The 22075-nt window shown below is 70.2% G+C and carries 23 protein-coding genes; 16 read left to right on the plus strand and 7 right to left on the minus strand.

The genetic code is table 11. The features are described 5' to 3' along the window. Positions 1-110: 110 nt before the first annotated feature. Positions 111-506 carry a PLD nuclease N-terminal domain-containing protein gene (locus tag OG959_RS21780; protein WP_326660866.1) on the minus strand — a complete coding sequence of 132 codons (396 nt, stop codon included), beginning with the start codon at positions 504-506 and terminating at the stop codon, positions 111-113. Positions 507-1036: 530 nt separating this feature from the next. Here OG959_RS21780 and OG959_RS21785 point away from each other — a divergent pair. Beyond that, positions 1037-1753 (plus strand): lytic polysaccharide monooxygenase, encoded by a 717-nt coding sequence (locus OG959_RS21785; RefSeq protein WP_326660868.1) that lies wholly within the window; start codon positions 1037-1039, stop codon positions 1751-1753. 307 nt (positions 1754-2060) lie between these two features. On the opposite strand, the gene OG959_RS21790 is transcribed toward OG959_RS21785, so the two are convergent. Further along, complete coding sequence (locus tag OG959_RS21790) at positions 2061-3017, minus strand: LysR family transcriptional regulator (RefSeq protein ID WP_326660870.1); 957 nt, start codon at positions 3015-3017, stop codon at positions 2061-2063. A 162-nt stretch (positions 3018-3179) separates the two neighbouring features. Here OG959_RS21790 and OG959_RS21795 point away from each other — a divergent pair, with 162 nt between their 5' ends. Continuing rightward, positions 3180-3701, plus strand: coding sequence for an SRPBCC domain-containing protein (locus OG959_RS21795; protein ID WP_326660871.1), 522 nt, complete (start codon positions 3180-3182; stop codon positions 3699-3701). Between the two features lie 108 nt (positions 3702-3809). Here OG959_RS21795 and OG959_RS21800 read toward each other — a convergent pair whose 3' ends face one another. Continuing rightward, positions 3810-4262 (minus strand): Lrp/AsnC family transcriptional regulator, encoded by a 453-nt coding sequence (locus OG959_RS21800; protein ID WP_326660873.1) that lies wholly within the window; start codon positions 4260-4262, stop codon positions 3810-3812. A 110-nt stretch (positions 4263-4372) separates the two neighbouring features. Here OG959_RS21800 and OG959_RS21805 point away from each other — a divergent pair, with 110 nt between their 5' ends. After that, positions 4373-4987 carry a LysE family translocator gene (locus tag OG959_RS21805; protein ID WP_326660875.1) on the plus strand — a complete coding sequence of 205 codons (615 nt, stop codon included), beginning with the start codon at positions 4373-4375 and terminating at the stop codon, positions 4985-4987. A gap of 149 nt (positions 4988-5136) precedes the next feature. Here the strand turns inward: OG959_RS21805 and OG959_RS21810 are convergent, their stop codons facing one another. Continuing rightward, positions 5137-6117, minus strand: a complete 981-nt coding sequence (locus OG959_RS21810; protein WP_326660877.1) for a helix-turn-helix domain-containing protein — start codon at positions 6115-6117, stop codon at positions 5137-5139. A 398-nt stretch (positions 6118-6515) separates the two neighbouring features. On the opposite strand from OG959_RS21810, the gene OG959_RS21815 reads away from it, so the two are divergent. From OG959_RS21815 to OG959_RS21835, 5 genes are all read left to right on the plus strand, one after another. Beyond that, on the plus strand, positions 6516-7394 hold the full coding sequence (locus tag OG959_RS21815) for a helix-turn-helix domain-containing protein (protein WP_326660879.1): 879 nt from the start codon (positions 6516-6518) through the stop codon (positions 7392-7394). Then, positions 7391-7600, plus strand: coding sequence for a DUF397 domain-containing protein (locus tag OG959_RS21820; protein WP_326660881.1), 210 nt, complete (start codon positions 7391-7393; stop codon positions 7598-7600). The genes OG959_RS21815 and OG959_RS21820 overlap by 4 nt, the downstream gene beginning before the upstream one ends. A 186-nt stretch (positions 7601-7786) precedes the next feature. Further along, positions 7787-9244, plus strand: a complete 1458-nt coding sequence (locus OG959_RS21825) for a menaquinone biosynthesis decarboxylase (protein ID WP_148020136.1) — start codon at positions 7787-7789, stop codon at positions 9242-9244. Next, complete coding sequence (gene mqnP, locus OG959_RS21830) at positions 9241-10158, plus strand: menaquinone biosynthesis prenyltransferase MqnP (RefSeq protein ID WP_326660884.1); 918 nt, start codon at positions 9241-9243, stop codon at positions 10156-10158. Before OG959_RS21825 ends, mqnP begins: the two co-directional genes overlap by 4 nt. Before the next feature lie 82 nt (positions 10159-10240). Further along, complete coding sequence (locus tag OG959_RS21835) at positions 10241-10906, plus strand: UbiX family flavin prenyltransferase (protein WP_326660886.1); 666 nt, start codon at positions 10241-10243, stop codon at positions 10904-10906. 11 nt (positions 10907-10917) lie between these two features. Here the strand turns inward: OG959_RS21835 and OG959_RS21840 are convergent, their stop codons facing one another. Then, a complete protein-coding gene (locus OG959_RS21840; RefSeq protein WP_326660888.1) occupies positions 10918-11052 on the minus strand; it encodes a hypothetical protein in 135 nt (44 codons plus the stop codon). 132 nt (positions 11053-11184) lie between these two features. Here OG959_RS21840 and OG959_RS21845 point away from each other — a divergent pair, with 132 nt between their 5' ends. From OG959_RS21845 to OG959_RS21870, 6 genes are all read left to right on the plus strand, one after another. Then, complete coding sequence (locus OG959_RS21845) at positions 11185-11640, plus strand: Lrp/AsnC family transcriptional regulator (RefSeq protein WP_250969189.1); 456 nt, start codon at positions 11185-11187, stop codon at positions 11638-11640. A 49-nt stretch (positions 11641-11689) separates the two neighbouring features. Then, on the plus strand, positions 11690-12853 hold the full coding sequence (gene mqnE / locus OG959_RS21850; protein ID WP_219573365.1) for an aminofutalosine synthase MqnE: 1164 nt from the start codon (positions 11690-11692) through the stop codon (positions 12851-12853). A gap of 124 nt (positions 12854-12977) precedes the next feature. Continuing rightward, entirely contained in the window at positions 12978-13502 is a 525-nt protein-coding gene (locus OG959_RS21855) for a GNAT family N-acetyltransferase (protein WP_326660892.1), read from the plus strand. Between the two features lie 146 nt (positions 13503-13648). Beyond that, positions 13649-13903: a DUF4229 domain-containing protein gene (locus OG959_RS21860; RefSeq protein ID WP_148022106.1), complete on the plus strand. Its 255-nt coding sequence runs from the start codon at positions 13649-13651 to the stop codon at positions 13901-13903. Positions 13904-14341: 438 nt separating this feature from the next. Further along, positions 14342-15685, plus strand: coding sequence for a dicarboxylate/amino acid:cation symporter (locus tag OG959_RS21865; RefSeq protein WP_326660894.1), 1344 nt, complete (start codon positions 14342-14344; stop codon positions 15683-15685). A 204-nt stretch (positions 15686-15889) separates the two neighbouring features. Further along, positions 15890-16528, plus strand: a complete 639-nt coding sequence (locus OG959_RS21870; protein WP_326666535.1) for a TetR/AcrR family transcriptional regulator — start codon at positions 15890-15892, stop codon at positions 16526-16528. Here the strand turns inward: OG959_RS21870 and OG959_RS21875 are convergent. Both OG959_RS21875 and OG959_RS21880 read right to left on the minus strand, forming a co-directional pair. After that, entirely contained in the window at positions 16473-17321 is an 849-nt protein-coding gene (locus tag OG959_RS21875) for a MaoC family dehydratase (RefSeq protein WP_326660896.1), read from the minus strand. The two genes, OG959_RS21870 and OG959_RS21875, sit on opposite strands and share 56 nt — an antisense overlap. A gap of 5 nt (positions 17322-17326) precedes the next feature. Then, positions 17327-18646, minus strand: coding sequence for a 3-oxoacyl-ACP reductase (locus tag OG959_RS21880; RefSeq protein ID WP_326660898.1), 1320 nt, complete (start codon positions 18644-18646; stop codon positions 17327-17329). Between the two features lie 76 nt (positions 18647-18722). Here OG959_RS21880 and OG959_RS21885 point away from each other — a divergent pair, with 76 nt between their 5' ends. Together OG959_RS21885 and OG959_RS21890 are read left to right on the plus strand one after the other, a co-directional pair. Continuing rightward, complete coding sequence (locus OG959_RS21885) at positions 18723-20000, plus strand: acetyl-CoA C-acetyltransferase (RefSeq protein ID WP_326660900.1); 1278 nt, start codon at positions 18723-18725, stop codon at positions 19998-20000. A gap of 96 nt (positions 20001-20096) precedes the next feature. Beyond that, a complete protein-coding gene (locus OG959_RS21890) occupies positions 20097-22010 on the plus strand; it encodes an AMP-dependent synthetase/ligase (RefSeq protein ID WP_326660901.1) in 1914 nt (637 codons plus the stop codon). Positions 22011-22075: the final 65 nt, after the last annotated feature.

Genomic DNA, 22075 nt, shown 5'->3' on the forward strand with positions numbered 1-22075 from the left:
CGCCGCCCACCCTGATCTGTCACTCCGTCAACACCAGGATATCGGCCGGGTGTTGGAGGGGGGTGAAGATTTTCGAACGATCGCGATCTGGCGCTCGGGCGCGCTCGGGATCAGGAAGCGGGCGGGGTCGACTCCGGCCCGCTCTCCCGCCGCTTGAGCTCGTCCTCGCGGCGGCGCAGGTCCGCCTCCCAGTCCTTGAGGACGGCCTCGTCCTTCTCGTTCTCGTCCTTCAGCGACTTCAGGAAGTCGGGGTTGTCGTCGGGCGCCACCCACTGCCGGCGGTGGCCGCGGTGCCATTCGGATGGCGTACGGCCTCCGTCGGGCACCTGGCGCAGCTTGCCCGCGGCCAGCCACACGATCGGGCCGACGATCCAGAACAGCAGGATGATGAAGACCCAGGCGACCTTCGGCAGGTGCTTGGCCTCGTCCTCCGGGGTGTTCAGGCAGTCGATGAACGCGTAGATCGTCAGCGCCAGAGGCAGGAGATAGATCAGGGCCCGGAGCATGGTGGAGAGGTCCCCCCGAGGAGAGTTGGCGGGGCGATGCCCCGCCCCGGTGACGCGCCCAGAGTAGCGGGTGTCCTTTACGTCCTCGGGGGAGCGGCCTGGGGTTCGGGGCCCGGCCGGGCGTGACCGGGCGGCGGCTGTCCGGGGCATCGCCCATTCCTCACTCTTCTCCCCGAAAGACCTCATAGCCCCCCCCGCGCGGGGCCCGGCTTCTCGTCTCAACACCAACCCCCTTCCCGGGAGGGGGTGTTGGAGGAGAACGCGGCGTGCGGTGCCGGGGTGATCGCCGGCTGTGCGCTCTCTTGACGGACGCCCCGCCCCGAGTATGGTCTAGACCTAAAGGTGAGCCCCGGTCGACAGTGCGTGACCGGTGGCGCGCGAAGGGTCTGCGGGGCGGCGCCCCCCTCGCCACCGGCCGCACCCGTGTGTTCACCCGTGCCCGGTACGCATCACGCCACGGGACCACGCCGGTGCGGGCGCGTCCTGATGCTGCCGTTGCCTTCGGCAGCCCCTTCAGCGAAGGAGTTGGCATGAACGCCAAGCGAAGACTGGCTCTCGTGATCGGTGCGGGGATCGCCCCCCTCATCGCGGTGGCCCTGCCCGCCACCACGGCGAGTGCGCACGGCTACATCTCTTCACCGCCGAGCCGCCAGGCCCAGTGCGCCGCGGGCACCGTCCCCTGCGGTCAGATCAAGTACGAACCGCAGAGCGTCGAGGGCCCGAAAGGCCTGCGGAGCTGCAGCGGCGGAAACTCCCAGTTCGCCGAGCTCGACGACGACAGCAAGGGCTGGAAGGTCACCCCGGTCGCCGGTTCGGCCAACTTCTCCTGGACGCTGACCGCCCGGCATGCCACGAGCACCTGGCAGTACTACGTCGGCGGCACCAAGGTGGCCGAGTTCAACGACGGCGGTGCCCAGCCCGGCGCCACGGTGACCCACAACGTGAACTTCGGGTCCCTCTCGGGCAAGCAGAAGGTCCTCGCGGTCTGGAACGTCGCCGACACGTCAAACGCCTTCTACGCCTGCATCGACGTGAACATCGGTGGCGGCGGCACCGACCCGGGCGACCCCGGCGACCCGGACCCGGGCGACTGCGCGGCATCGGCCTGGGAGGCCGGACGCGTCTACAACGGCGGCGACACCGCGTCCCTGGGCGACCACACCTGGCGCGCCAAGTGGTGGACGCAGGGCGAGCAGCCCGGCAGCACCGGCGAATGGGGCGTCTGGGAGGACCTCGGCGCCTGCTGAGCCTGACGGTCAGTGTCACGAACACGAGCGGACCTGCGACAACGGCGGGGGCCAGGGGCGTCGTGGCCTTCGGCCCGGCGCCCCTGGCCCGATGAGTCGCGACATCAGGTCGCCGGCTCCGTCCCTTGCTGGGGCGGGGCCGGCGACCTGTTCCGCTGAATCACTGTCCAACTCCTGTTGGATCAGCCGCTGAACGGCATGAGTGACCTGCTCGTGCTCGCTCCCGGTCAACCCGCCGAACTCGAAGGTGAGGACCTGGGTGTCCGGCGTCTCCGGCTCCGGGGCGCCGCGGCCTATGTGGCGGTGGTTACCAGGTGCGGGCGGCCTCCCTGAGTCGTTCGCGGACGCGCAACACGTCGGGATTCGCTTCGGCTCCGGGGCGCTGGAGCAGGAAGAGGGTGTTCAGGGGCGCCTCTTGCGGGTCGTGCAGAAGGATCAGCCGACCGGTGTCGAGGTGGTCCTGGCACAGGGATCGGGGCAGGACGCTGTATCCGGCGCCGGCGTTGACCGCAGAGAGGACGGCGTAGAGGTTGGGGACGGTGACGGCGGCGCGGGCGGTGTACTGCTTGCCGAAGATCGTGCGCCAGTAGCGTCGGATGATGGGCAGGTCCTCGGCGTAGGTGACCATCGGGACCTCGCGCAGGGCGGCGCACAGGTTGCCACTGTCCGGGTGTCTACCGACGCGCTCGGCCCAGGCGGGGGCAGCGACCAAGAGGTATTCCTCGTCGGTCAGGGGCACGGATTCCCACGTGCGGCTGCGTGGGCGCCGGGTGGCGATGACGAGGTCGTGGCGGCCGGCGCGCATCTCCTCGACGAGCGGTTCGGGCAGTTCCTGGGCCACCCGCAGCTGGACGCCTTCGGCGATGAGCGGGGCCAAGGCGGGCAGGACCCGGACACACAGCAGTTCCGAGGGTCCGGCCAGGTGTACCGGTCCGGCCGTGGCCGCGGTGTCCTCCAGGCCGGCGAGGGCGTCGAGCGGGGCGGCGATCTGTGTAGCGAGTTCGTGGGCGTAGGGGGTGGGGTCGACGCCGCGCGGGAGGCGGGTGAACAGCTCGCGGCCGGTCTGCTGTTCCAGGGTGCGGATCTGCGCGGTCACCGTGGGTTGGGACAGGCCGAGCCGGGGGGCGGCGGCGGTGAAGGAGCCGGTGCGGTGGACGGTCAGGAAGGTGCGCAGCAGGTTGAGGTCCGCGTGCGACGGAAGCTGCTTGCCGGCGGTGGCGGGCGCGGGGGCTTCCTGGTCCGCGGCGCGCTTCTGGTTGTTCATGACGGCAAGGGTAGTGGTTTCCGTCATCGGGATGCCGATACCTGGAATCGGATCACGTATTGGTGCACCGATGGGTTGCGGCTCTACCGTCGAGGACGTCGCCGAGTGGCGGCACCCCCACCGGCGGCGACGCTGAAGACCCACTTGTGAAAGGCACCCCCTATGACCACGCAGAACGCGATCACCTGGCCTGAGCGCTACCTTCCCGGAACCGGCGACAACTTCGTCTCCAATGAAGTTGTCGTGCCCGGCCTCACCGCCGCCCGGGTCTGGCACTCGCTGACCGACACCTCCCAGTGGGAGGGCTACTACGACAACGTCGCCGACATCTCCTTCCCCGAAGGCGGCGGCCCGGTCCTCGCGGGCGGCCTCGTCTTCAGCTTCGGAACCTTCGGCTTCCCGCCTCTGGCCGCGCTCGTTACCGAGTTCCAGGCCCCGGCCCCGGCCGACGGTGTTCCCGGCCGCCTGTCGTGGACCGCGAAGCAGGACGGCACCCCGGAGGAGAAGCTCGACGTGCTGCACGCCTGGCTGGTCGAGGACCTGCCCGGCGGCCGGGTCCGCGTCCTCACCCAGGAGACGCAGATCGGACAGCCGGCCGCCGCCCTGGCCGGCGAGCGCCCGAACCCGATGCTCAACGGCCACCAAGCATGGCTGGACGGGCTGATCAGGGCCGCCCGCACCTGACCTCGCTGCCCCCGCTGCCGTACCCCGAAGAATGAGAACCGTCATGACCGCCGAGCCCAGCGTGAGCGTCCTGGGCACCGGCGGGCAGGGAAGGGCGGGACCGGGCGGCTATTCGGGCAGCGGCCTGTCCTGGACGACGTTCTTCATGACGAGGGTGGACGTCAGGCGTTGGACGCCGGGAAGCCGGGCGAGTTGCTGGTCGTACAACTGCTGGAAGGTGGCCAGGTCGGCGGTCGCGACCCTTAGCAGGTAGTCGGGCTCGCCGAACAAGCGCTGGGCTTGCAGCACGTGCGGAACGGCGGCCACGGCCTCCTCGAAGGCGGTGACGGTGTCAGGGGTCTCCCAGCGCAGGGTGGCGAAGACGAGAGCCTCGAAGTTCAGGCCGACAGCCGCCGGGTCGACCACAGCCCGGTAGCCGCGGATCGCACCCTCGCGTTCGAGATCGCGCAGCCGGCGGTGGCAGGGCGAGACGCTGAGCTGCACGCGAGCGGCCAACTCGGTGACCGTCAGGCGGCCGTCGAGTTGCAGTTCAGCAAGAATCTTCCGGTCCATGGCATCCATGGAGAAGATTCTTCCGCACGTGGGGCGATCATGAGGTAAATACGCAAACACTTTCGGGCGAATCTGGCCTAGCGTTCCCTCCAGACAAGACACGCGAGAGGGAGCGAGCGATGGATACGACGACGCTGGCGGCCTTCCTGGCTGTGGACCTGTTGCTGGTGTTCACACCGGGCGCGGACTGGGCCTACGCGATCTCCGCCGGACTGCGGGGACGCTCGGTAGTCCCGGCCGTCACGGGACTGGTCGCCGGGCACGCGGCCTATGCGCTGGTGGCCGTCGCGGGGCTGGCGGTGATCGTGGCGAGTTCCCCGGCCGCGCTCACCGCCCTGACCATGGTGGGGGCGGGGTACCTGCTGTGGCTGGGCTGGGGCGTCCTGCGGCAGCCGGCCGTTCCGACGACCGCGGGCGAGAGCGCGGACACCTCCCGGTTGCAGGTACTGCTCAAGGGATTCGGGATCAGCGGCCTGAACCCGAAGGCGCTGCTGCTGTACTTCTCGCTGTTCCCGCAGTTCATCGACCCTGCCACGGGCTGGCCGGTCGCCGCGCAGACCGGTCTGCTCAGCACGGTGCACCTGACCGCGTGCGCCGTCGTCTACGTCCTCGTCGGCGTTCTGGCCAGAACGCTCCTGAGCACCCGGCCTTCGGCCGCCCGCAACGTCACCCGCGTCAGCGGTGCCATGATGATCGCCATCGGCGCCCTCCTGCTGGCAGAGCGACTGGCCTGACGGGGTCGCAGAGGCCCTTCCCTGACGCCAACACCCTCTGACGGGGCACTGGCAGCCAACGCCCATTCTTGGCCCCGCCGTGTCCGACGGCTGGCCCGGCCGCAGGCTGGGGCCGTGGACAGACGTGGGTCCGACCCAGGCCGGGTGTGTCACGCGGCCCCGCACGTGAGGTCTGTCGGTTCGGCGCGGAGATCGGAGCGGCAGTCGCGGCAGTGTCCGGGGTGGGTGGCGCGGAAGGCGCGGTCGCAGGTGTCGCAGTTCTGGAGCGGGATGGTGAGGGGTGTGCGGCGGGGTGGGGGTGTGAGGTCTGTGGTGCCGGGGAGTGGGGGTGGCAGGAGTGTGGTGATGCGGTTGCGGACGAACTTCGCGGGGTGTTTGACGGGGTGGGGGAGTTGGTCGGTGAGGGCGTGGCGGATGGTGTCGGGGTGGACGTCACGTTCGAGCCAGGCGGCGATGCCGGGGGCGAGTGTGGGGATGTCTTCTTCTGTGAGGGTGAGTTGGGGCGCGTGGCGGCGTAGGTCGGCGAGGAGGGCTGCCGCCGCCTGCGTCAACTGCGCCGTGGGTGCGTGCGGTTGTGGGAGTGGCGCGGGCTGCTTCCTCGGGGCCGTGGGTGCCGGTACGCGGATGGGGGCGGCGAGTTCCGGCGCGGGTGACGGGGCCGTCGTCGGCGCGGGCGTCGGCTCGGGCAGCGGCTCGGGCGCGGGCCTGGTCGGCCGCTGTGGCTTTCGCTGCGGCGTGGTGACCGGGGGTGCGGTGGCGCCTGGCTTGTTGTACGAGATCGTGCGGGTGACGACGCGGCCGGTGGCGAGCCGTACGCGGCTGCGGTGGAGGTAGCCCTCGGCTTCGAGTTCGTGGAGGGCGGCGGTGATGCGGGCTTCGCTCTCGGGGAAGCGGTTGGTGAGGACCTTGATGCCGACCTTCGCCCCGGCGGGCAGGGACTGGATGTGGACGGCCAGTCCGATCGCGATGAGGGAGAGCTCGTGGTGCTGGGCGAGGTGGTTGCCGATGATCACGAAGCCGGAGACGTGGCGGGTGTTGACGTGGATGACGCCGGATGTCGGCGTGACGTCTTGGGTGCCGGGGGAGCCGGGCTGGGCGCACGGAGGCGCGATAACCTGCGGGGTATCCATCGGGAAGGGGTCTACTTCCTCGTGGTCAGGCCCTCGGTTGAGATTGTCCGTCTCACCGGGGGCCGTCTCGTTCTGTGGTTGTCGCGGCGAGCATATGCCAGCCAACCCACCTCGAATCCAGCCCAGTTGCCATTGTTCACTCGCGCGAGTGATGCAGGTCAGGACGGGGGTGGGGTTGGGTTTGGTGGGGTTATTTCCCTGAGTTCTTTAAAAGCCTTTAGACGTCGTGGGCAGCCGCGTCGTGGGTCACCGGGTCGTGGCCGCGTAGGTCGTGGGCATCCGCGACCCGGTGGCAGTTGTCCGGTGTTTGTCCCGTGCTGTCCCGGCTGTCCGGAGTGACGTTGGGGATCAGACGCCGTTGAGGAAAGAACGGCACGCACGTCGGAAGTGGGGCACGGATGAGTGTGGACGGGATCGATACGGAGCAGGGAGACGCCGAAGCGGACGAGCCCGGTTGGGACGTCGATCCGGACGACGAGTCGGGCGTTGCGGTGGTCGCCGCCGTGGGGCGCCAGATCAGGGCCTGGCGGGAGGCCGCCGGTATGCGGGCCTGTGAGTTCGGGGCCGCGATCGGGTACGGGGAGGACCTGGTCCGCAAGGTGGAGGGTGGGCAGAGGATTCCCCGGCCGGAGTTCCTGGACCGGTCGGACGAGGTACTGGGCGCGGGCGGCAAGATCGCCACGATGAAGCGGGATGTGGCGGCGGTCCGGTACCCGAAGAAGGTGCGGGACCTGGCCGGCGTCGAGGCGAAGGCGGTTGAGATCTCGGCCTATGTGGCGCACGGCCTGCATGGGCTGTTGCAGACCCCGGGCCATGCCCGGGCTCTGTTCGAGGCCAGGCAGCCCCCGTACTCCGAACACGAGGTGGAACGCATGGTTGCCGCGCGCATGGTCCGGCAGTCGATCTACGAGAGGTCCCCTGCGCCCGCTCTCGGTTTCGTTCAGGAGGAGGCGGCTCTCAGGCGCCCCATCGGGGGCAGACCGGAATGGCGGCGGCAGCTCGAACGGTTACTGGAGATCGGGCAGTTGCGCAATGTGACCCTCCAGGTGATGCCCACGCATCGAGAGGCGCATCCCGGGATGGACGGGGACATCAGGGTGATGAAGTTCAAAGATGGCTCGGCAGTGGGATGGTCGAACGGGGCGTTCAATGGTCGCCGCGTGACCGAGCCGAAGCAGCTCCGTATCCTTGAACTGCGGTATGGAATCATCCGGGCCGAGGCTCTCACGCCCCGAGAGACTCTGGCCCTCATCGAGCGAATGCTGGGAGAGACATGATCCGCAGAGCCCCCGCACAGGTCGATTCCGAGCCGGCCTGGTTCAAGAGCAGTTACAGCAGCGACGGCAACGAAGGCGATTGTGTCGAGGTAGCGACGGCCCCCGACGCGGTACACGTCCGCGACTCGAAGAACCGGCCCGGCCCGCAGCTCACCTTCGGTGACGACGCGTGGACGGGTTTCGTCCCGTACGCCGCCGGACGCTGACCCCGTACGTACGCGCGCCCCCGCCCGTCGGCTGATGCCCGGGCGTGGGCGCGTCGCTGTCGGAGGCTTCCGGCCCCACCGGGGCGGCCGCCTCTCCGCGTGACACGGCATCCCGCGGAGAGGTACGGCCTCCGACGACGGGGAGCCCCGGCAGCCTGCGGGAGGCGGGATGTCAGACTGGACGGCATGGCTTACGACGATCTTCGTTCCCTCCTCCGGGCCCTGGAGCGCGAGGGCGAGCTCAAGCGCATCAAGGCCGAGGTCGACCCCTACCTGGAGGTCGGTGAGATCGTCGACCGGGTGAACAAGGCCGGCGGACCCGCGCTGCTCTTCGAGAACGTCAAGGGCTCCTCGATGCCCCTGGCCATGAACGTCTTCGGCACCGACAAGCGCCTCCTGAAGGCCCTCGGGCTGAAGTCCTACGCCGACATCAGCGACAAGATCGGCGGACTACTCAAGCCGGAACTGCCGCACGGCTTCGTAGGCGTCCGGGAGGCCTTCGGCAAGCTCGGCACGATGGTGCACGTACCGCCGAAGAAGGTGAAGAGCGAGAACGCCCCCGTCCAGGAGGTCGTCCTCACCGGCGACGACGTGGACCTGGACCAGCTGCCCGCGCTGTTCACCTGGCCCAAGGACGGCGGCTCCTTCTTCAACCTGGGGCTCACCCACACCAAGCACCCCGAGACCGGCGTCCGGAACCTGGGGCTCTACCGCCTCCAGCGCCACGACCGCCGCACCATCGGCATGCACTGGCAGATCCACAAGGACAGCCGCAACCACTACCAGGTCGCCGCCAAGCGCGGCGAGAGGCTGCCGGTCGCCATCGCCTTCGGCGCGCCGCCCGCGGTCACGTACGCCTCCACCGCCCCGCTGCCCGGGGACATCGACGAGTACCTCTTCGCCGGGTTCATCCAGGGCAAGCGGATCGAGATGGTCGACTGCAAGACCGTGCCGCTCCAGGTCCCGGCCAACGCCGAGGTCGTCATCGAGGGATGGCTGGAGCCCGGCCAGATGCTCCCCGAAGGGCCGTTCGGCGACCACACGGGCTTCTACACGCCGCAGGAGCCGTTCCCCGCACTGACCATCGACTGCGTGACCATGCGCAAGCGGCCGCTGCTCCAGTCCATCGTCGTCGGCCGGCCGCCGACCGAGGACGGTCCGCTGGGGCGGGCCACCGAGCGGTTCTTCCTGCCGCTGCTCAAGATCATCGTTCCGGACATCGTGGACTACCACCTGCCCGAGTCCGGTGGTTTCCACAACTGTGCGATCGTCTCGATCGACAAGAAGTACCCCAAGCACGCGCAGAAGGTGATGAGCGCGATCTGGGGTGCGCACATGATGTCGCTGACGAAGCTGATCGTCGTCGTGGACTCCGACTGCGACGTCCACGATCTGCACGAGGTGTCCTGGCGGGCGCTGGGCAACACCGACTACGCGCGTGACCTCACCGTCGCCGAGGGCCCGGTCGACCACCTCGACCACGCCTCGTACCAGCAGTTCTGGGGCGGCAAGGCGGGCATCGACGCGACGAAGAAGTGGCCCGAGGAGGGCTACACCCGGGACGGGGGCTGGCCGGACATGGTCGAGTCCGACCCGGACACGGCGGCGAAGGTCGACCGCCGGTGGAAGGAATACGGACTGTGAGCGCCGCCGAAGCGACCCTGGGCTCCGGGCCCGCGCAACCGAGCAGCAAGGTCAGGGCGTTCCTGCGGCTCGTGATGATCGAGCACTCGGTCTTCGCGCTGCCCTTCGCCTTCATCGCCGCGCTGACCGCGATGTTCCTGGACGACGGGTCCGTGCAGTGGATGACGCTGCTGCTGGTCACCGTCGCGATGGTCGGACTGCGCACGTTCGCCATGGCCGCGAACCGGATCATCGACCGCGAGATCGACGCCCGTAACCCGCGCACCGCCGGACGTGAGCTGGTGACCGGCGCGGTGTCGGTGAAGTCGGCGTGGACCGGCGCGCTCGTCGCCGTCGTCGTGTTCCTCGGGGCGGCGGCCCTGCTGAACCCACTCTGTCTGGCGCTGGCACCGGTCGCCGTGATCCCGATGGTCGTCTACCCGTACGGCAAGCGGTTCACGAACTACCCGCACGCGATCCTCGGCATCGCCCAGGCCATGGGGCCGGTCGGCGCCTGGCTGGCGGTGACGGGCAGCTGGTCGTGGGACGCGGTGATCCTGGGGCTCGCCGTCGGTGTGTGGATCGGCGGCTTCGACCTGATCTTCGCCTGCCAGGACGTCCAGGCCGACCGCGCCCACGGGGTGCTGTCCGTCCCGGCGCGCTTCGGTGTCCCGGCGGCGCTGTGGGGCGCGCGGGTCTGCCACGTGGTGACGACGGGCCTGCTGGTCTGGTTCGGCCTGGCCACGGAGGCCGGGCTCTTCTACTGGGTGGGCATGGTGATCGTCGCCGTGGCCTTCGTGTACGAGCACCGGGTCGTGCGGCCGCACGATCTGTCGCGGCTGAACCGGGCGTTCTTCCAGGTCAACGGGTTCATCGGGATCGCGCTCTTCGCCTGCGCGCTGCTGGACCTGCTGGTGCGCGGCCTGACGGTGTAGTACCCGTCGGGGCCTCGAACTCCTGACACGCCGCCGGAGAAGGGCGCCGGATAGGCTCGGGGGTGTGGATTCCGGGACTTCAGTGAGTCAGCAGCAGCGAAAGCCTTGGATTGTCGGGGTTTCGGGCGCTTCGGGCACCCCATTCGCCGCTGCCGTGCTGCGCGGTCTGCTGGCCGCGGGGGAGAGCGTCGATCTGGTGGTGAGCCGGGCCTCGCGGCTGACGCTGCTGGACGAGACCGGGATCGCGTTCCGCGACGCGCACTGGCGGGAGGACCTGGCCGGCTGGCTGGCGCGGGGCGCGGACGGAAAGCCGCACACCTTCGACGTGGACGTGTCCGGGGTGCGCCACTGGGCGGCCGGCGATCTGGCCGCGGGGCCGTCCTCGGGGTCGTACCCGGCGAAGGGGATGCTGATCGTGCCCGCGTCGACGGCCTGCGTGGCCGGGGTGGCGCTCGGGCTCTCGAAGGACCTGCTGCAGCGGGCCGCGAGCGTGACGCTCAAGGAGCGGCGGAAGCTGGTCGTCGCGGTGCGCGAGACTCCGCTGAACGGCCAGACGCTGCGGCACATGGTGGCCCTGGACGAGGCGGGCGCGGTCGTGCTGCCCGCCTCTCCGGCGTTCTACGCGGGGGCGACGCACATCCAGGACCTGGTGGATTTCGTCGCGGGACGGGTGCTGGACGCGGCGGGGGTGCCGCATCAGCTGTACCGCCGCTGGGAGGGAGAGCTCGGTGGCGGCTCTCGCGGCTGACCCGGGTGGGGTCAGCGCTTCTTGGGGGCGCGCAGCCTGCGCGTCCGGCCGGACCGGTGGGCCGTGGCGGGCTGGTGGGCACGCGAGCGGTTGGCCTGGTCCTGCAGCTCGCGCATCCGGGCGTAGGCCATCTCGATCGTGTACACGGTGTATCCACTCCTGAAGATTCGAAAGCATTTTTTGGAAGTTCGGAAAGATTTGCAGGCCGCGAAGCCTGCATGCCTTAGATTCTACACGTAGACTCGCGAAACTGCTGAACAATGGAAGGTTTCAGTCACATGGACGCGGTGGACAGGCAGCTCATTCAGGCCCTCAGGGAGAACGGCAGGGCCTCGTACGCCGAGCTGGGGCGGCTCGTCGGGCTCTCCGGGCCCAGCGTCACCGACCGCATCAACCGGCTGGAAACCGCCGGTGTCATCACCGGTTACCGCGCCACCGTCGACGCGGCCTCGCTCGGCCTCGGCGTCACGGCCCTCATCGGCATCTCGCTCTCGGACGCCGCCGACCACGAGGACGTGGCCCACCGGCTGAAGGACCTCGCCGAGATCGAGGACGCCTGGTTCATCGCGGGTGACGACTCCTACATGCTCAAGGTCCGGGTCGGTGACGTCGACGGCCTGGAGAAGACCATCCGCCGCCTGAGCGGAACCAAGGGCGTCTCGCGGACGCGTACGACGATCGTGCTCTCCACCAAGTGGGAGAACCGGGTCGGAGACCTCCCCGAGGAGAGCTAGGCGTACGGTGATCTGAGTCTGTTACGAAGAGGAAATGGGAGGCGCCCTAGTGGACGCGGGACTCAAGCGCGAGCTGGAGCAGAAGGTCCGGGACGGCGAACGGCTGTCCCGCGAGGACGGGATCGCGCTCTACGAGTCCGACGACCTGGCCTGGCTGGGCGGGCTGGCCCATGAGGTGCGTACGCGCAAGAACGGCGACGTCGTCCACTTCAACGTCAACCGTCACCTCAACATGACCAACGTGTGCACCGCCTCGTGCGCCTACTGCTCCTTCCAGCGCAAGCCGGGGGAGAAGGACGCGTACACGATGCGCATCGAGGAGGCCGTCCGTCTCGCGAAGGCGATGGAGGGCGAGAGCCTCACCGAGCTCCACATCGTCAACGGGCTGCACCCCACCCTGCCGTGGCGCTACTACCCGCGTTCGCTGAGCGCGCTGAAGGAAGCGCTGCCGGAGGTCTCCCTCAAGGCGTTCACCGCCACCGAGATCCACCACTTCGAGACCATCTCCGGGCTCTCCGCCTCCGAGATCCTCGACGAGCTCATCGAGGCCGGTCTGGAGTCGCTGACCGGCGGCGGCGCGGAGATCTTCGACTGGGAGGTCCGCCAGCACATCGTCGACCACGCCACCCACTGGGAGGACTGGTCGCGCATCCACCGGCTCGCGCACGAGAAGGGTCTCAAGACCCCGGCGACGATGCTGTACGGGCACATCGAGGAGCCCCGTCACCGCGTCGACCACGTACTGCGGCTGCGTGAGCTCCAGGACGAGACCGGCGGCTTCCAGGTCTTCATCCCGCTGCGCTACCAGCACGACTTCGTGGACATGAAGGACGGCAAGGTCCGCAACAAGCTCCAGGCGCGGACGACGATGGCGACCGGCGCCGAGGCGCTGAAGACCTTCGCGGTCTCCCGGCTGCTGTTCGACAACGTCCCGCACGTCAAGGTCTTCTGGGTGATGCACGGCGTGCAGACCGCCCAGCTCGCCCTCCAGCACGGCGCGGACGACATGGACGGCTCGGTCGTCGAGTACAAGATCACGCACGACGCGGACAACTACGGCACGCCGAACAAGCTGGGCCGTGAGGATCTGCTGGACCTGATCCGCGACGCCGGCTTCCGGCCCGTGGAGCGCAACACCCGGTACGAGATCATCCGCGAGTACCCGGGCCCGGACGCCGGGCGGCGCGAGTCGCCGCAGCCGATGCGGGTCTGACCCGTCGCGCGCCCCGTCGCGCGCGCAGTGCAGTACGAAAGCTCCGGCCGCCGTCCCCGGCCGGGGCTTTCTCGCGTTCCGGACGGTGGTTGAGCAGACGGCGAGTAATGGTTAACCTGCTCCTATGACGCTTACATTTGAGCTGGACCCGAAGTTCGACCGGTCGGTCCGGGACGGCATAGCCGAGCTCTGGTCCGATGTGTCCAACGCGGGCGGCGCGGTGGGCTTCGTGCCGCCCGTGACGGCCGAGGACGTGCGGCCCGCACTGGTCAAGCACCTCGTGTCCATGGCCGAGGGCCGCACCCGGATCCTCGTCGGCTACGACGAGGAGGGTGTCATCGCCGCCACGGCCTTCCTCACCCACAACACGCACCGGCTGATGGCGCACTGGCTCTGGATCTACACCGTCATGGTCCACCCGCGTCATCAGGGCCGCGGCTACGGCCGCGATCTGATGGCCGCGGCCGCCGACGCCGCCCGCTCCATCGACGGCATCGAGGCGATCCGGCTCACCTGCCGCGGCGGCACGGGCGCCGACCGCTTCTACGGTGCCTGCGGATACAAGGAGGTCGGGCGGGTGCCGGGGGCGATCCGGGTGGCCGACGGCGACGACCGCGACGACATCATCATGCTGCTGCCGCTCGGCTGAGTGCGCGCCCGGCGGGGTGGTTGGCGCAGCCCTCCGAACTGATCGATTGTGGGGCATGCTTCACTGGTCGGGCAGGACTGTCGTACGTAGAGAGAAGGCCAGCTGTGTCCGCTGCCAAGCCGAGCGCCACCGTCCGGTACACCGCGATGCGTCTGAGCATCTTCGTCGGCTGCCTCGTCGTCGCCGCCATCGCCGTCAACTTCGGGCTCATCCCCTCCGGCGCCGGGGGATCCAACATCGTCTGGGTCGTCCTGCTCGCGCTGGTGCTCTCCGCGCCGCTCAGCTACGTCCTCCTGCGCAAGCAGCGTGACGAGATGTCCGAGCAGATCGTGTCCTCGGTGGACCGCGCCAAGGCGCGTCTTGAGGCGAACCGCACCCGCGAGGACAGCGTCACCCAGTAGGGGGCGCCCCGTAGTCGTCATCACCCGTGAGGGCGGAGTGAGGGCGGCGTAAGGACTTTGTAAGCTTCCTCACACCCCTCGCCTTTCTTCTCGAAACCCCAGCACCGGAGCGCGCGCTCCTGTACTGGGGTTTTCGCGTTCCCGGGGGTCAGGAGGCGGGCCGGGGCCCACCCCTCGGGCCCAAAGAAGACCTTTGAGGTTCTCAAAGTTCAAGTGTTAACGTGTTCGACATGAAGACAGCTGTGCGCCTGCGACCTGCCACGAGCATCCCGCTCGTGGAGCGCCTGCATGTCGATCTCTGCCGCTGTATGTCCGCGGTCTGTTGCCGCAACGTCTGAACCGGCATCACAGCGGCGCCGCCCCTGACGCGGGCGCCGCACCCCCGTCCCCCGCACACCGTCCCCGTGCGTCCCGATGCGTCACATCTGGAGTGTGTCCGTGTCCGCGAACCCCGCGTCCACCACCGCTGAGCCCTCCGGCTCCGGTTTCCGCATACCCAAGGTCCCCTTCTGGGCCCAGATCGTCGCCGGCCTCGTGCTCGGCGTCCTGCTCGGCTGGCTCGCCCGCAGCCAGGACATCGGCTGGCTCTACACCACGCTCGACAAGGTCGGCCACATCTTCGTCCAGCTGCTGAAGCTGGCCGTCGCGCCCCTCGTCTTCTTCGCGATCCTGGTGTCGATCACCAACCTGCGGAAGGTCAACAACGCCGCCAGGCTGGCCACCCGCACCCTGCTCTGGTTCATGATCACCTCGCTCATCGCGGTCGCCATCGGCCTCGCGATCGGCCTGATCACCAACCCGGGCTCCGGCACCGGCCTCACGCCCAAGGACGGCAAGCTCCCGGAGCACTCCGGCTCCTGGCTCGACTTCCTGACCGGCATCATCCCGGACAACGTGATCACGCCGTTCACCGAGCTGAACGTCCTCCAGATCGTCTTCATGGCCGCCGTCGCCGGCATCGCCGCCCTTCAGCTGGGCGAGAAGGCCCAGCCGATCCTCAGCCTCAGCGAGTCGGTCCTGGAGCTCCTCCAGAAGGCCCTGTGGTGGGTCATCCGCCTCGCGCCGCTCGGCACGGTCGGCCTCATCGGCTACGCCATCGCCGACTACGGCTGGGACCTGATCGGCAAGTACGCGACGTTCACCGCCGACGTGTACATCGGCTGCGCCCTGGTGATGTTCGGCGTCTACCCGCTGCTGCTCGCCACCGTCGCCAAGGTCAGCCCGCTCCAGTTCTTCAAGGGCGCCTGGCCCGCGATCCAGCTGGCCTTCGTCTCCCGCTCCTCGGTCGGCACGATGCCGGTCACCCAGAAGGTCACCGAGCGCCTCGGCGTCCCGAAGGAGTACGCCTCCTTCGCCGTCCCGTTCGGCGCGACGACCAAGATGGACGGCTGCGCCGCGATCTACCCGGCGCTCGCCGCGATCTTCATCGCGCAGATCTTCGACGTGCAGCTGGGTGTCGGTGACTACATCCTCATCGCGTTCGTCTCGGTGATCGGTTCGGCGGCCACCGCCGGTCTGACCGGTGCCACGGTCATGCTGACCCTCACCCTGTCGACGCTGGGCCTCCCGCTGGAGGGCGTGGGCCTGCTGATGGCCATCGACCCGATCCTGGACATGATGCGGACCGCCACGAACGTGGCCGGTCAGGCGCTCGTCCCGGTGCTCGTCTCGGCCCGCGAGAAGATCCTCGACCACGACGCGTACAACTCGGCCTCGGCCTCCCCGGTCGACGACGCCGAGGTGCGCGACACCGAGCCGGAGCGCGTGCCGGTCGCCGCGTAACCGCACACGCACGATGCTCAGGAGCGCCTCCGGTCCCGACGGGCCGGGGGCGCTTCCGTGCGTCGTGGGCAACGGCTTCCGGCCGTCCGGGCCGGGTGAACCCCGCTCCGTACGACGGCGGGGCGCCCCGCGCCGTACGCTTACCGCGGAGTAGCGCATCGGGGGCGGGAGGAAGTCGACGTGGGTGCTGTGAAGAGCAAACGGATGCCGCGCGCGGTGCGTGAGCAGCAGATGATGGACGCCGCCGTGCAGATCTTCGGGCAGCGCGGATTCCGCGCGGCCTCGATGGACGAGATCGCCGAGCTGGCCGGCGTGTCCAAGCCGTTGGTCTATCTCTACCTGAATTCCAAGGACGAACTCTTCTCCGCGTGCATCGCGCGCGAGTCGAAAGCGCTGGTCACAGCGGTGCAGGCGGGTGTGCAGCCGGGGCTGCCGGCGGACCGGCAACTCTGGGAGGGGCTGCGGGCCTTCTTCACGCACACCGCGGAGAACCCGGACGGCTGGGCGGTGCTCTACCGGCAGGCGCGGACGCACGGGGAGCCGTTCGCCGGTGAGGTGAACGTGATGCGCGAGGAGATCGTTGCGTTCGTGACGGGTCTGATCGGCGCCGCGGCGCGCGAGGCGCACCACGATCCGGCGCTTCCCGACCGCGATGTGACGGGCCTGGCGCAGGCGTTGGTGGGCGCCGCGGAGGCGCTCGCCGGATGGGCGAACGAGACTCCGGGTGTCTCGGCCAAGGAGGCGGCGGCCACCTTGATGAACTTCTCCTGGGCCGGTCTGGAGAACCTTATGAACGGCCGTCCCTGGCAGCCTCAGGGGCAGTCCTCGCCGTCGTCCCGGTGAGGTGGACGCGCCCGCCGTCGCCGCGCAGCTGGAAGGCGGTGCCGTCCGAGGCGTAGGTGACGGTGCCGGGCAGCAGGACGGGGGCTCTGAAGTCGGCCCGTACCGAGTGGACCGGGTGGGGCTCCGGGGCTTCGGCGAGGCAGCGCGCGACGGTCCACATGCCGTGGGCGATGGCGCGGGGGAAGCCGAACAGCCGGGCGGTCAGCGGGTACAGGTGGATCGGGTTGCGGTCGCCGGAGGCGGCTCCGTAGCGCCGTCCGAGATCGGCGGGCAGCCGCCACTCGGTGACGGCGGGGAGCGCCGGTCCGGGGGCGGCGGGAGCCGGGGCCGGGGCCGTACGCGTCGCATGGCGGGACAGGTATCCGCTGCGGGACTCCCACACCAGCTCGTCCGCGAGCCTCGCCTCCGTGACCACGGTGACCTCGGTGCCGCGCCGGTGCGGTGTCAACTCCTCGGCGTACACGGTGAGGTCGATCCTGTCGGTGGGGTGCAGCTCGCGCAGTGCGGTGATCTCGATCCAGGTGTGGACGAGCCCGGTGACCGGCAGCGGGAAGCGGCGCCCGGTCATCAGCCGCATGGCGAGCGGGAAGCCCAGGACGTGCGGGTAGGTGACCGGGAGGGGGCCGGTCTCCGGGAAGCCGCAGATCCTGCGGTACGCGGCCAGGGGGCCGGGGGCGACGGGTGCGGCCGGGCGGTGGTGGCGGTCGGACGGCAGGGTGGCGCCCGGCCTGCCCGCGCGTTTGAACGGGGAGGTGACGGCGCCGCGCGCCAGGGAGAGCAGCAGGCTCGGCATCCGCGTCACGCTCCCAGCAGGCTCTGGCCGCAGACCCGGACGATCTGGCCGTTGACGGCGCCGGAGGCGGGCTGGGCGAACCACGCGGTCGTCTCGGCAACGTCGACCGGGAGGCCGCCCTGCGAGAGGGAGTTCATGCGGCGGCCCGCCTCCCTGATGAGGAGCGGGACGGCCGCGGTCATCTTCGTCTCGATGAAGCCGGGGGCCACCGCGTTGACCGTGACGCCGTGGTCTGCGGCGGCGCGCGGGGCGAGCGAGCGGACCAGGCCGATGATGCCGGCCTTGCTGGCCGCGTAGTTCGTCTGGCCGTTGTTGCCGGCGATGCCCGCGATGGAGGCGGTGGCGACGATCCGGCCGCCGCGGTTGACGGTTCCGGCCTTCAGCAGCGCGTCGGTGGTGCGCAGGACGCTGTCGAGGTTGACGTCGATGACCGAGGCCCAGCGGTCGGCGGGCATGTTGGCGAGGCGGCGGTCGCGGGTGATGCCGGCGTTGTGGACGAGGATGTCGAGGCCGTCCGGGGCCGCGGCGGCGATCCGTTCGGCCGCGTCGTCGGCGGTGATGTCCAGCGGCAGGGCGGTCGCGCCGAGGCGGTCGGCGGTGCGGACCAGGTCCTCCTGGGCCTGCGGGATGTCCAGGCAGATGACGTGGGCGCCGTCCCGGGCGAGGACGGAGGCGACCGCGGCGCCGATGCCCCGGGCGGCGCCGGTGACCAGTGCGGTGCGCCCGTCGAGCGGGGCGGCCCAGTCGGCGACGGTGCCGGGGGCGGCGTCGGTCACCTCGATGACCTGGCCGCTGATGTACGCGGACCGGGGCGAGAGCAGGAAGCGCAGGGTGGACCCGGCACCGGCGACCGCGCCGGGGGCGATGCGCACCAGCTGCACCGTGGCGCCCTTGCCGATCTCCTTGCCCAGGGAGCGTACGAACCCTTCGAGGGCCTGCTGGGCGGCGGCCTGGTGGTGGTCCTCCGGCGACGGGTGTGTGCCGAGGACGACGACGCGGCCGCCCGGTGCGAGCGAGCGGACGACGGGGTGCAGCGCGGCGTGCACGGCCGCGAGCCCGGCGGCGGTGTCGACGGCCGTCGCGTCCAGGACGATTCCGGCGGGCCGGTCGGCGCGGGCCACGATCTCGGGGCCGCAGGCGGCGAGGACGGTGCCGAGCTCGTCCGTGACGGCGGAGTCCCCGGCGGTGAGGTGGAGGACCGGGCCGGGCAGCGTCGGCGTCTCCAGGGTCCAGCGGCGCAGCCGGGCGGGCTGGGGCAGGCCGAGTCTCCGGGTCAGAAATCGGCCGGTTGCCGTGCTGGTGAGGTGCAGATAGCGGTCGGCCATTGTCCAGACTCCCTGCTCGGTCGTAGATTTACTCTGGAGTAAGGTTACTCAAGAGTCAGGAGTTGGTCGAGATGAGTTGGTCGAGTTGATCCCCCTCGCACTCCCGCAGCCCCGCAGGGTCGCGGTCATCGGTGGCAGCCGTATCCCCTTCGCACGCTCCGACGGGCCGTACGCGCGGGCCTCCAACCAGCAGATGCTCACCGCCGCGCTGGACGGACTGGTCGAGCGCTTCGGGCTCCAGGGACAGCGGGTCGGCGAGTTCGCCGCGGGCGCGGTCCTCAAGCACAGCCGGGACTTCAACCTGGCCCGGGAGACCGTGCTCGGCTCACGGCTCGACCCGCGCACCCCCGCGTACGACCTCCAGCAGGCGTGCGGCACCGGCCTCCAGGCGGTGATCGCCGCCGCCAACAAGATCATGCTCGGGGCGGTCGACTCCGCCATCGCGGGGGGCGCGGACACCACGAGCGACGCGCCGCTCGGCGTCAACGACGAACTGCGCCGGCTGCTGCTGTCGGCCCGGCGCGCGAAGTCGACGGGCGCCAGGGCGAAGGCCCTTACGGGCGTACGTCCCCGCCACCTCGTCCCGGACATCCCGCGCAACGCCGAACCCCGCACCGGTCTCTCGATGGGCGACCACGCGGCGGTCACTGCCCGGCAGTGGGACATCGGCCGCGCGGAGCAGGACCTCCTCGCCGCGACCAGCCATCAGCGGCTCGCGGCCGCGTACGACCGGGGCTTCCTGGACGACCTCGTCGTCCCGTACCTCGGCCTGGACCGCGACCAGAACCTGCGCCCGGGCTCCACCGTGGAGAAACTCGCCACGCTGAAACCGGTGTTCGGCGTGGACCACCCGGACGCGACGATGACCGCGGGCAACTCGACACCGCTCACGGACGGAGCCGCGACCGTGCTCCTGGCGAGCGAGGAGTGGGCCGAGCGCCACGGTCTGGAGCCGCAGGCGTATCTCTCCCTGTACGAGAGCGCCGCGGTCGACTACGTGGGCGGCGAGGACGGGCTGCTGATGGCACCCGCGTACGCCGTGCCGCGGATGCTGGAGCGGGCCGGGCTCGGCATCGAGGACTTCGACCTCTTCGAGGTCCACGAGGCCTTCGCCTCCCAGGTGCTCGCCACGCTGGCCGCCTGGGAGAAGCGGGGGCTCGCACCCGTCGACCGGGAGAAGCTCAACGTGGCGGGGTCCTCCCTCGCCACCGGGCACCCGTTCGCGGCGACGGGCGCGCGGATCGTCGCGACGCTCGCGGGGCTCCTCGCGGAGCGGGACGCCCCGGGCCGCGGGCTGATCTCGATCTGCGCGGCAGGTGGACAGGGAGTCACCGCGATCCTCGAACGCGTCTGAACGGTAGAGAAGTTGAGCACGGTTCGGCGCAGGCATCAGGGCCTGTCGCCGGACGGACCAGGTGAACCGCCCGACCCCGATGCCGAGGAGCCGCACGTGTCCACGCGATCCGCCCCATCCACCGCCCCGTCCACCCCCGTCCTGGTCGAGCCGACGAAGGTCAGGGCCGCCGACGGCACCGTCCAGCAGGTGTCCGTCCCGGCGTTCGCCCGGCCGGTGCGCCGTGGCTCGCTCGCCGAGATCCCCTTCGACAACGCCCGCGAGGCGCCCGCGGAGGCCGTCCTCAGCCGCAAGCAGCCGGACGGCAGCTGGCAGGACGTGACGGCGGCGGAGTTCGCGGCCGAGGTACTCGCCGTCGCCAAGGGCCTGATCGCGGAGGGTCTGCGGGGCGGCGACCGCATCGCGATCATGGCGCGTACGACGTACGAGTGGACGCTGCTCGACTTCGCGTCCTGGGCCGCGGGCCTGGTCACCGTCCCCATCTACCCGACCTCGTCCGCGTTCCAGGCCCGCTGGATACTCCAGGACTCGGGCGCGGTCGCCTGCGCCGTCGAGACGGCCGACCAGGGCCGCATCATCAGCCAGGAACGTAAACAGCTCGGCGACCTCACGCACCTCTGGCAGTTCGACACGGGCGCGCTGGGCCGGCTGAAGAAGCTCGGCAAGGACGTTCCCGACGACGCCGTGGCCGCCCGCCGCGCCACCCTGGAACCGGAGACCCCGGCCACCCTCATCTACACCTCGGGCACCACCGGCCGCCCCAAGGGCTGCGTCCTGACGCACGGCAACTTCTTCGCCGAGGTCGACAACGCCATCGAGCTGCTGCACCCGGTCTTCAAGTCCGTCAGCAAGTACCCCGCCTCCACCCTGCTGTTCCTGCCGCTGTCGCACGTCTTCGGCCGCATGGTCGCGATCGGCTGTCTGCGCGCCCGCGTCCGCCTCGGCCACGCCCCGTCGATCCAGACGGAGGACCTGCTCGCCGACCTGGCCGGCTTCAAGCCGTCGTTCCTGCTGGCGATCCCGTACGTCCTGGAGAAGGTCTACAACACCGGCCGCGCCACCGCCGAGAAGATGGGCCGCGCCTCGTCCTTCGACCGGGCCGCCCGGATCGCCCAGCGCTACGGCCAGGCCGTCGAGGCCGCCGAACACGGCACGGGCCCCGGTCCCGGCCTCGGCCTGCGGGCGGCCCGCGCGCTCTACGACCCGCTGGTCTACCGCCGCATCCGGGCGGCGCTCGGCGGTCACGTCCGCTACGCGATCTGCGGCGGCTCCCCGCTGGGCCGCCGGCTCGCCGCCTTCTACGCGGGCGCGGGCATCGAGATCTTCGAGGGCTACGGCCTGACGGAGACCACGGCCGCCGCCACCGTCACCCCGCCGCTCAAACCCCGCCTGGGCACGGTGGGCTGGCCGATGCCGGGCACCGCCGTACGCATCGCGGAGGACGGCGAGGTGCTGCTCAGCGGCGGCCAGGTGTTCCAGGGCTACTGGGACACCGAACGCGGCGAGGCCGTCCCGGTCCTGGACGGCGGCTGGTTCGCCACCGGCGACCTGGGCGCGCTCGACGAGGACGGCTACCTCACGATCACCGGCCGCAAGAAGGACATCATCATCACGTCGGGCGGCAAGAACGTCACCCCGGCCCCGTTGGAGGACTGGCTGCGCGCGCACCCGCTGGTCAGCCAGTGCATGGTGGTCGGCGACAACCGCTCGTTCATCACCGCCCTGATCACCCTGGAGCCGGACGGCCTGTCCCACTGGCGGCAGATGAAGAAGAAGAGGGACGTCCCGATGCGCGAACTCGTCCACGACGAGGAACTGCGCGCGGCGCTCCAGCGCGCGGTGGACGAGGCCAACCGCCTGGTCTCGCGGGCCGAGTCGATCCGTAAGTTCACCGTCCTGCCGGTGGACTTCACGGAGGACGGCGGCCATCTGACCCCGTCCCTGAAGCTGAAGAGGGACGCGATCGCACGGGACTTCGCGGGCGAGATCGAGGAGCTCTACCGGAAGTAGGGCGGGTCGACGCCCTTGGTGGAGAGGGGAGTTCCCCCGCGAGGCCGGCCGGCTGTGGCAGACTC

It is taken from the genome of Streptomyces sp. NBC_00385 (assembly GCF_035917155.1).
In the GTDB taxonomy this organism is placed as follows: domain Bacteria; phylum Actinomycetota; class Actinomycetes; order Streptomycetales; family Streptomycetaceae; genus Streptomyces; species Streptomyces poriferorum.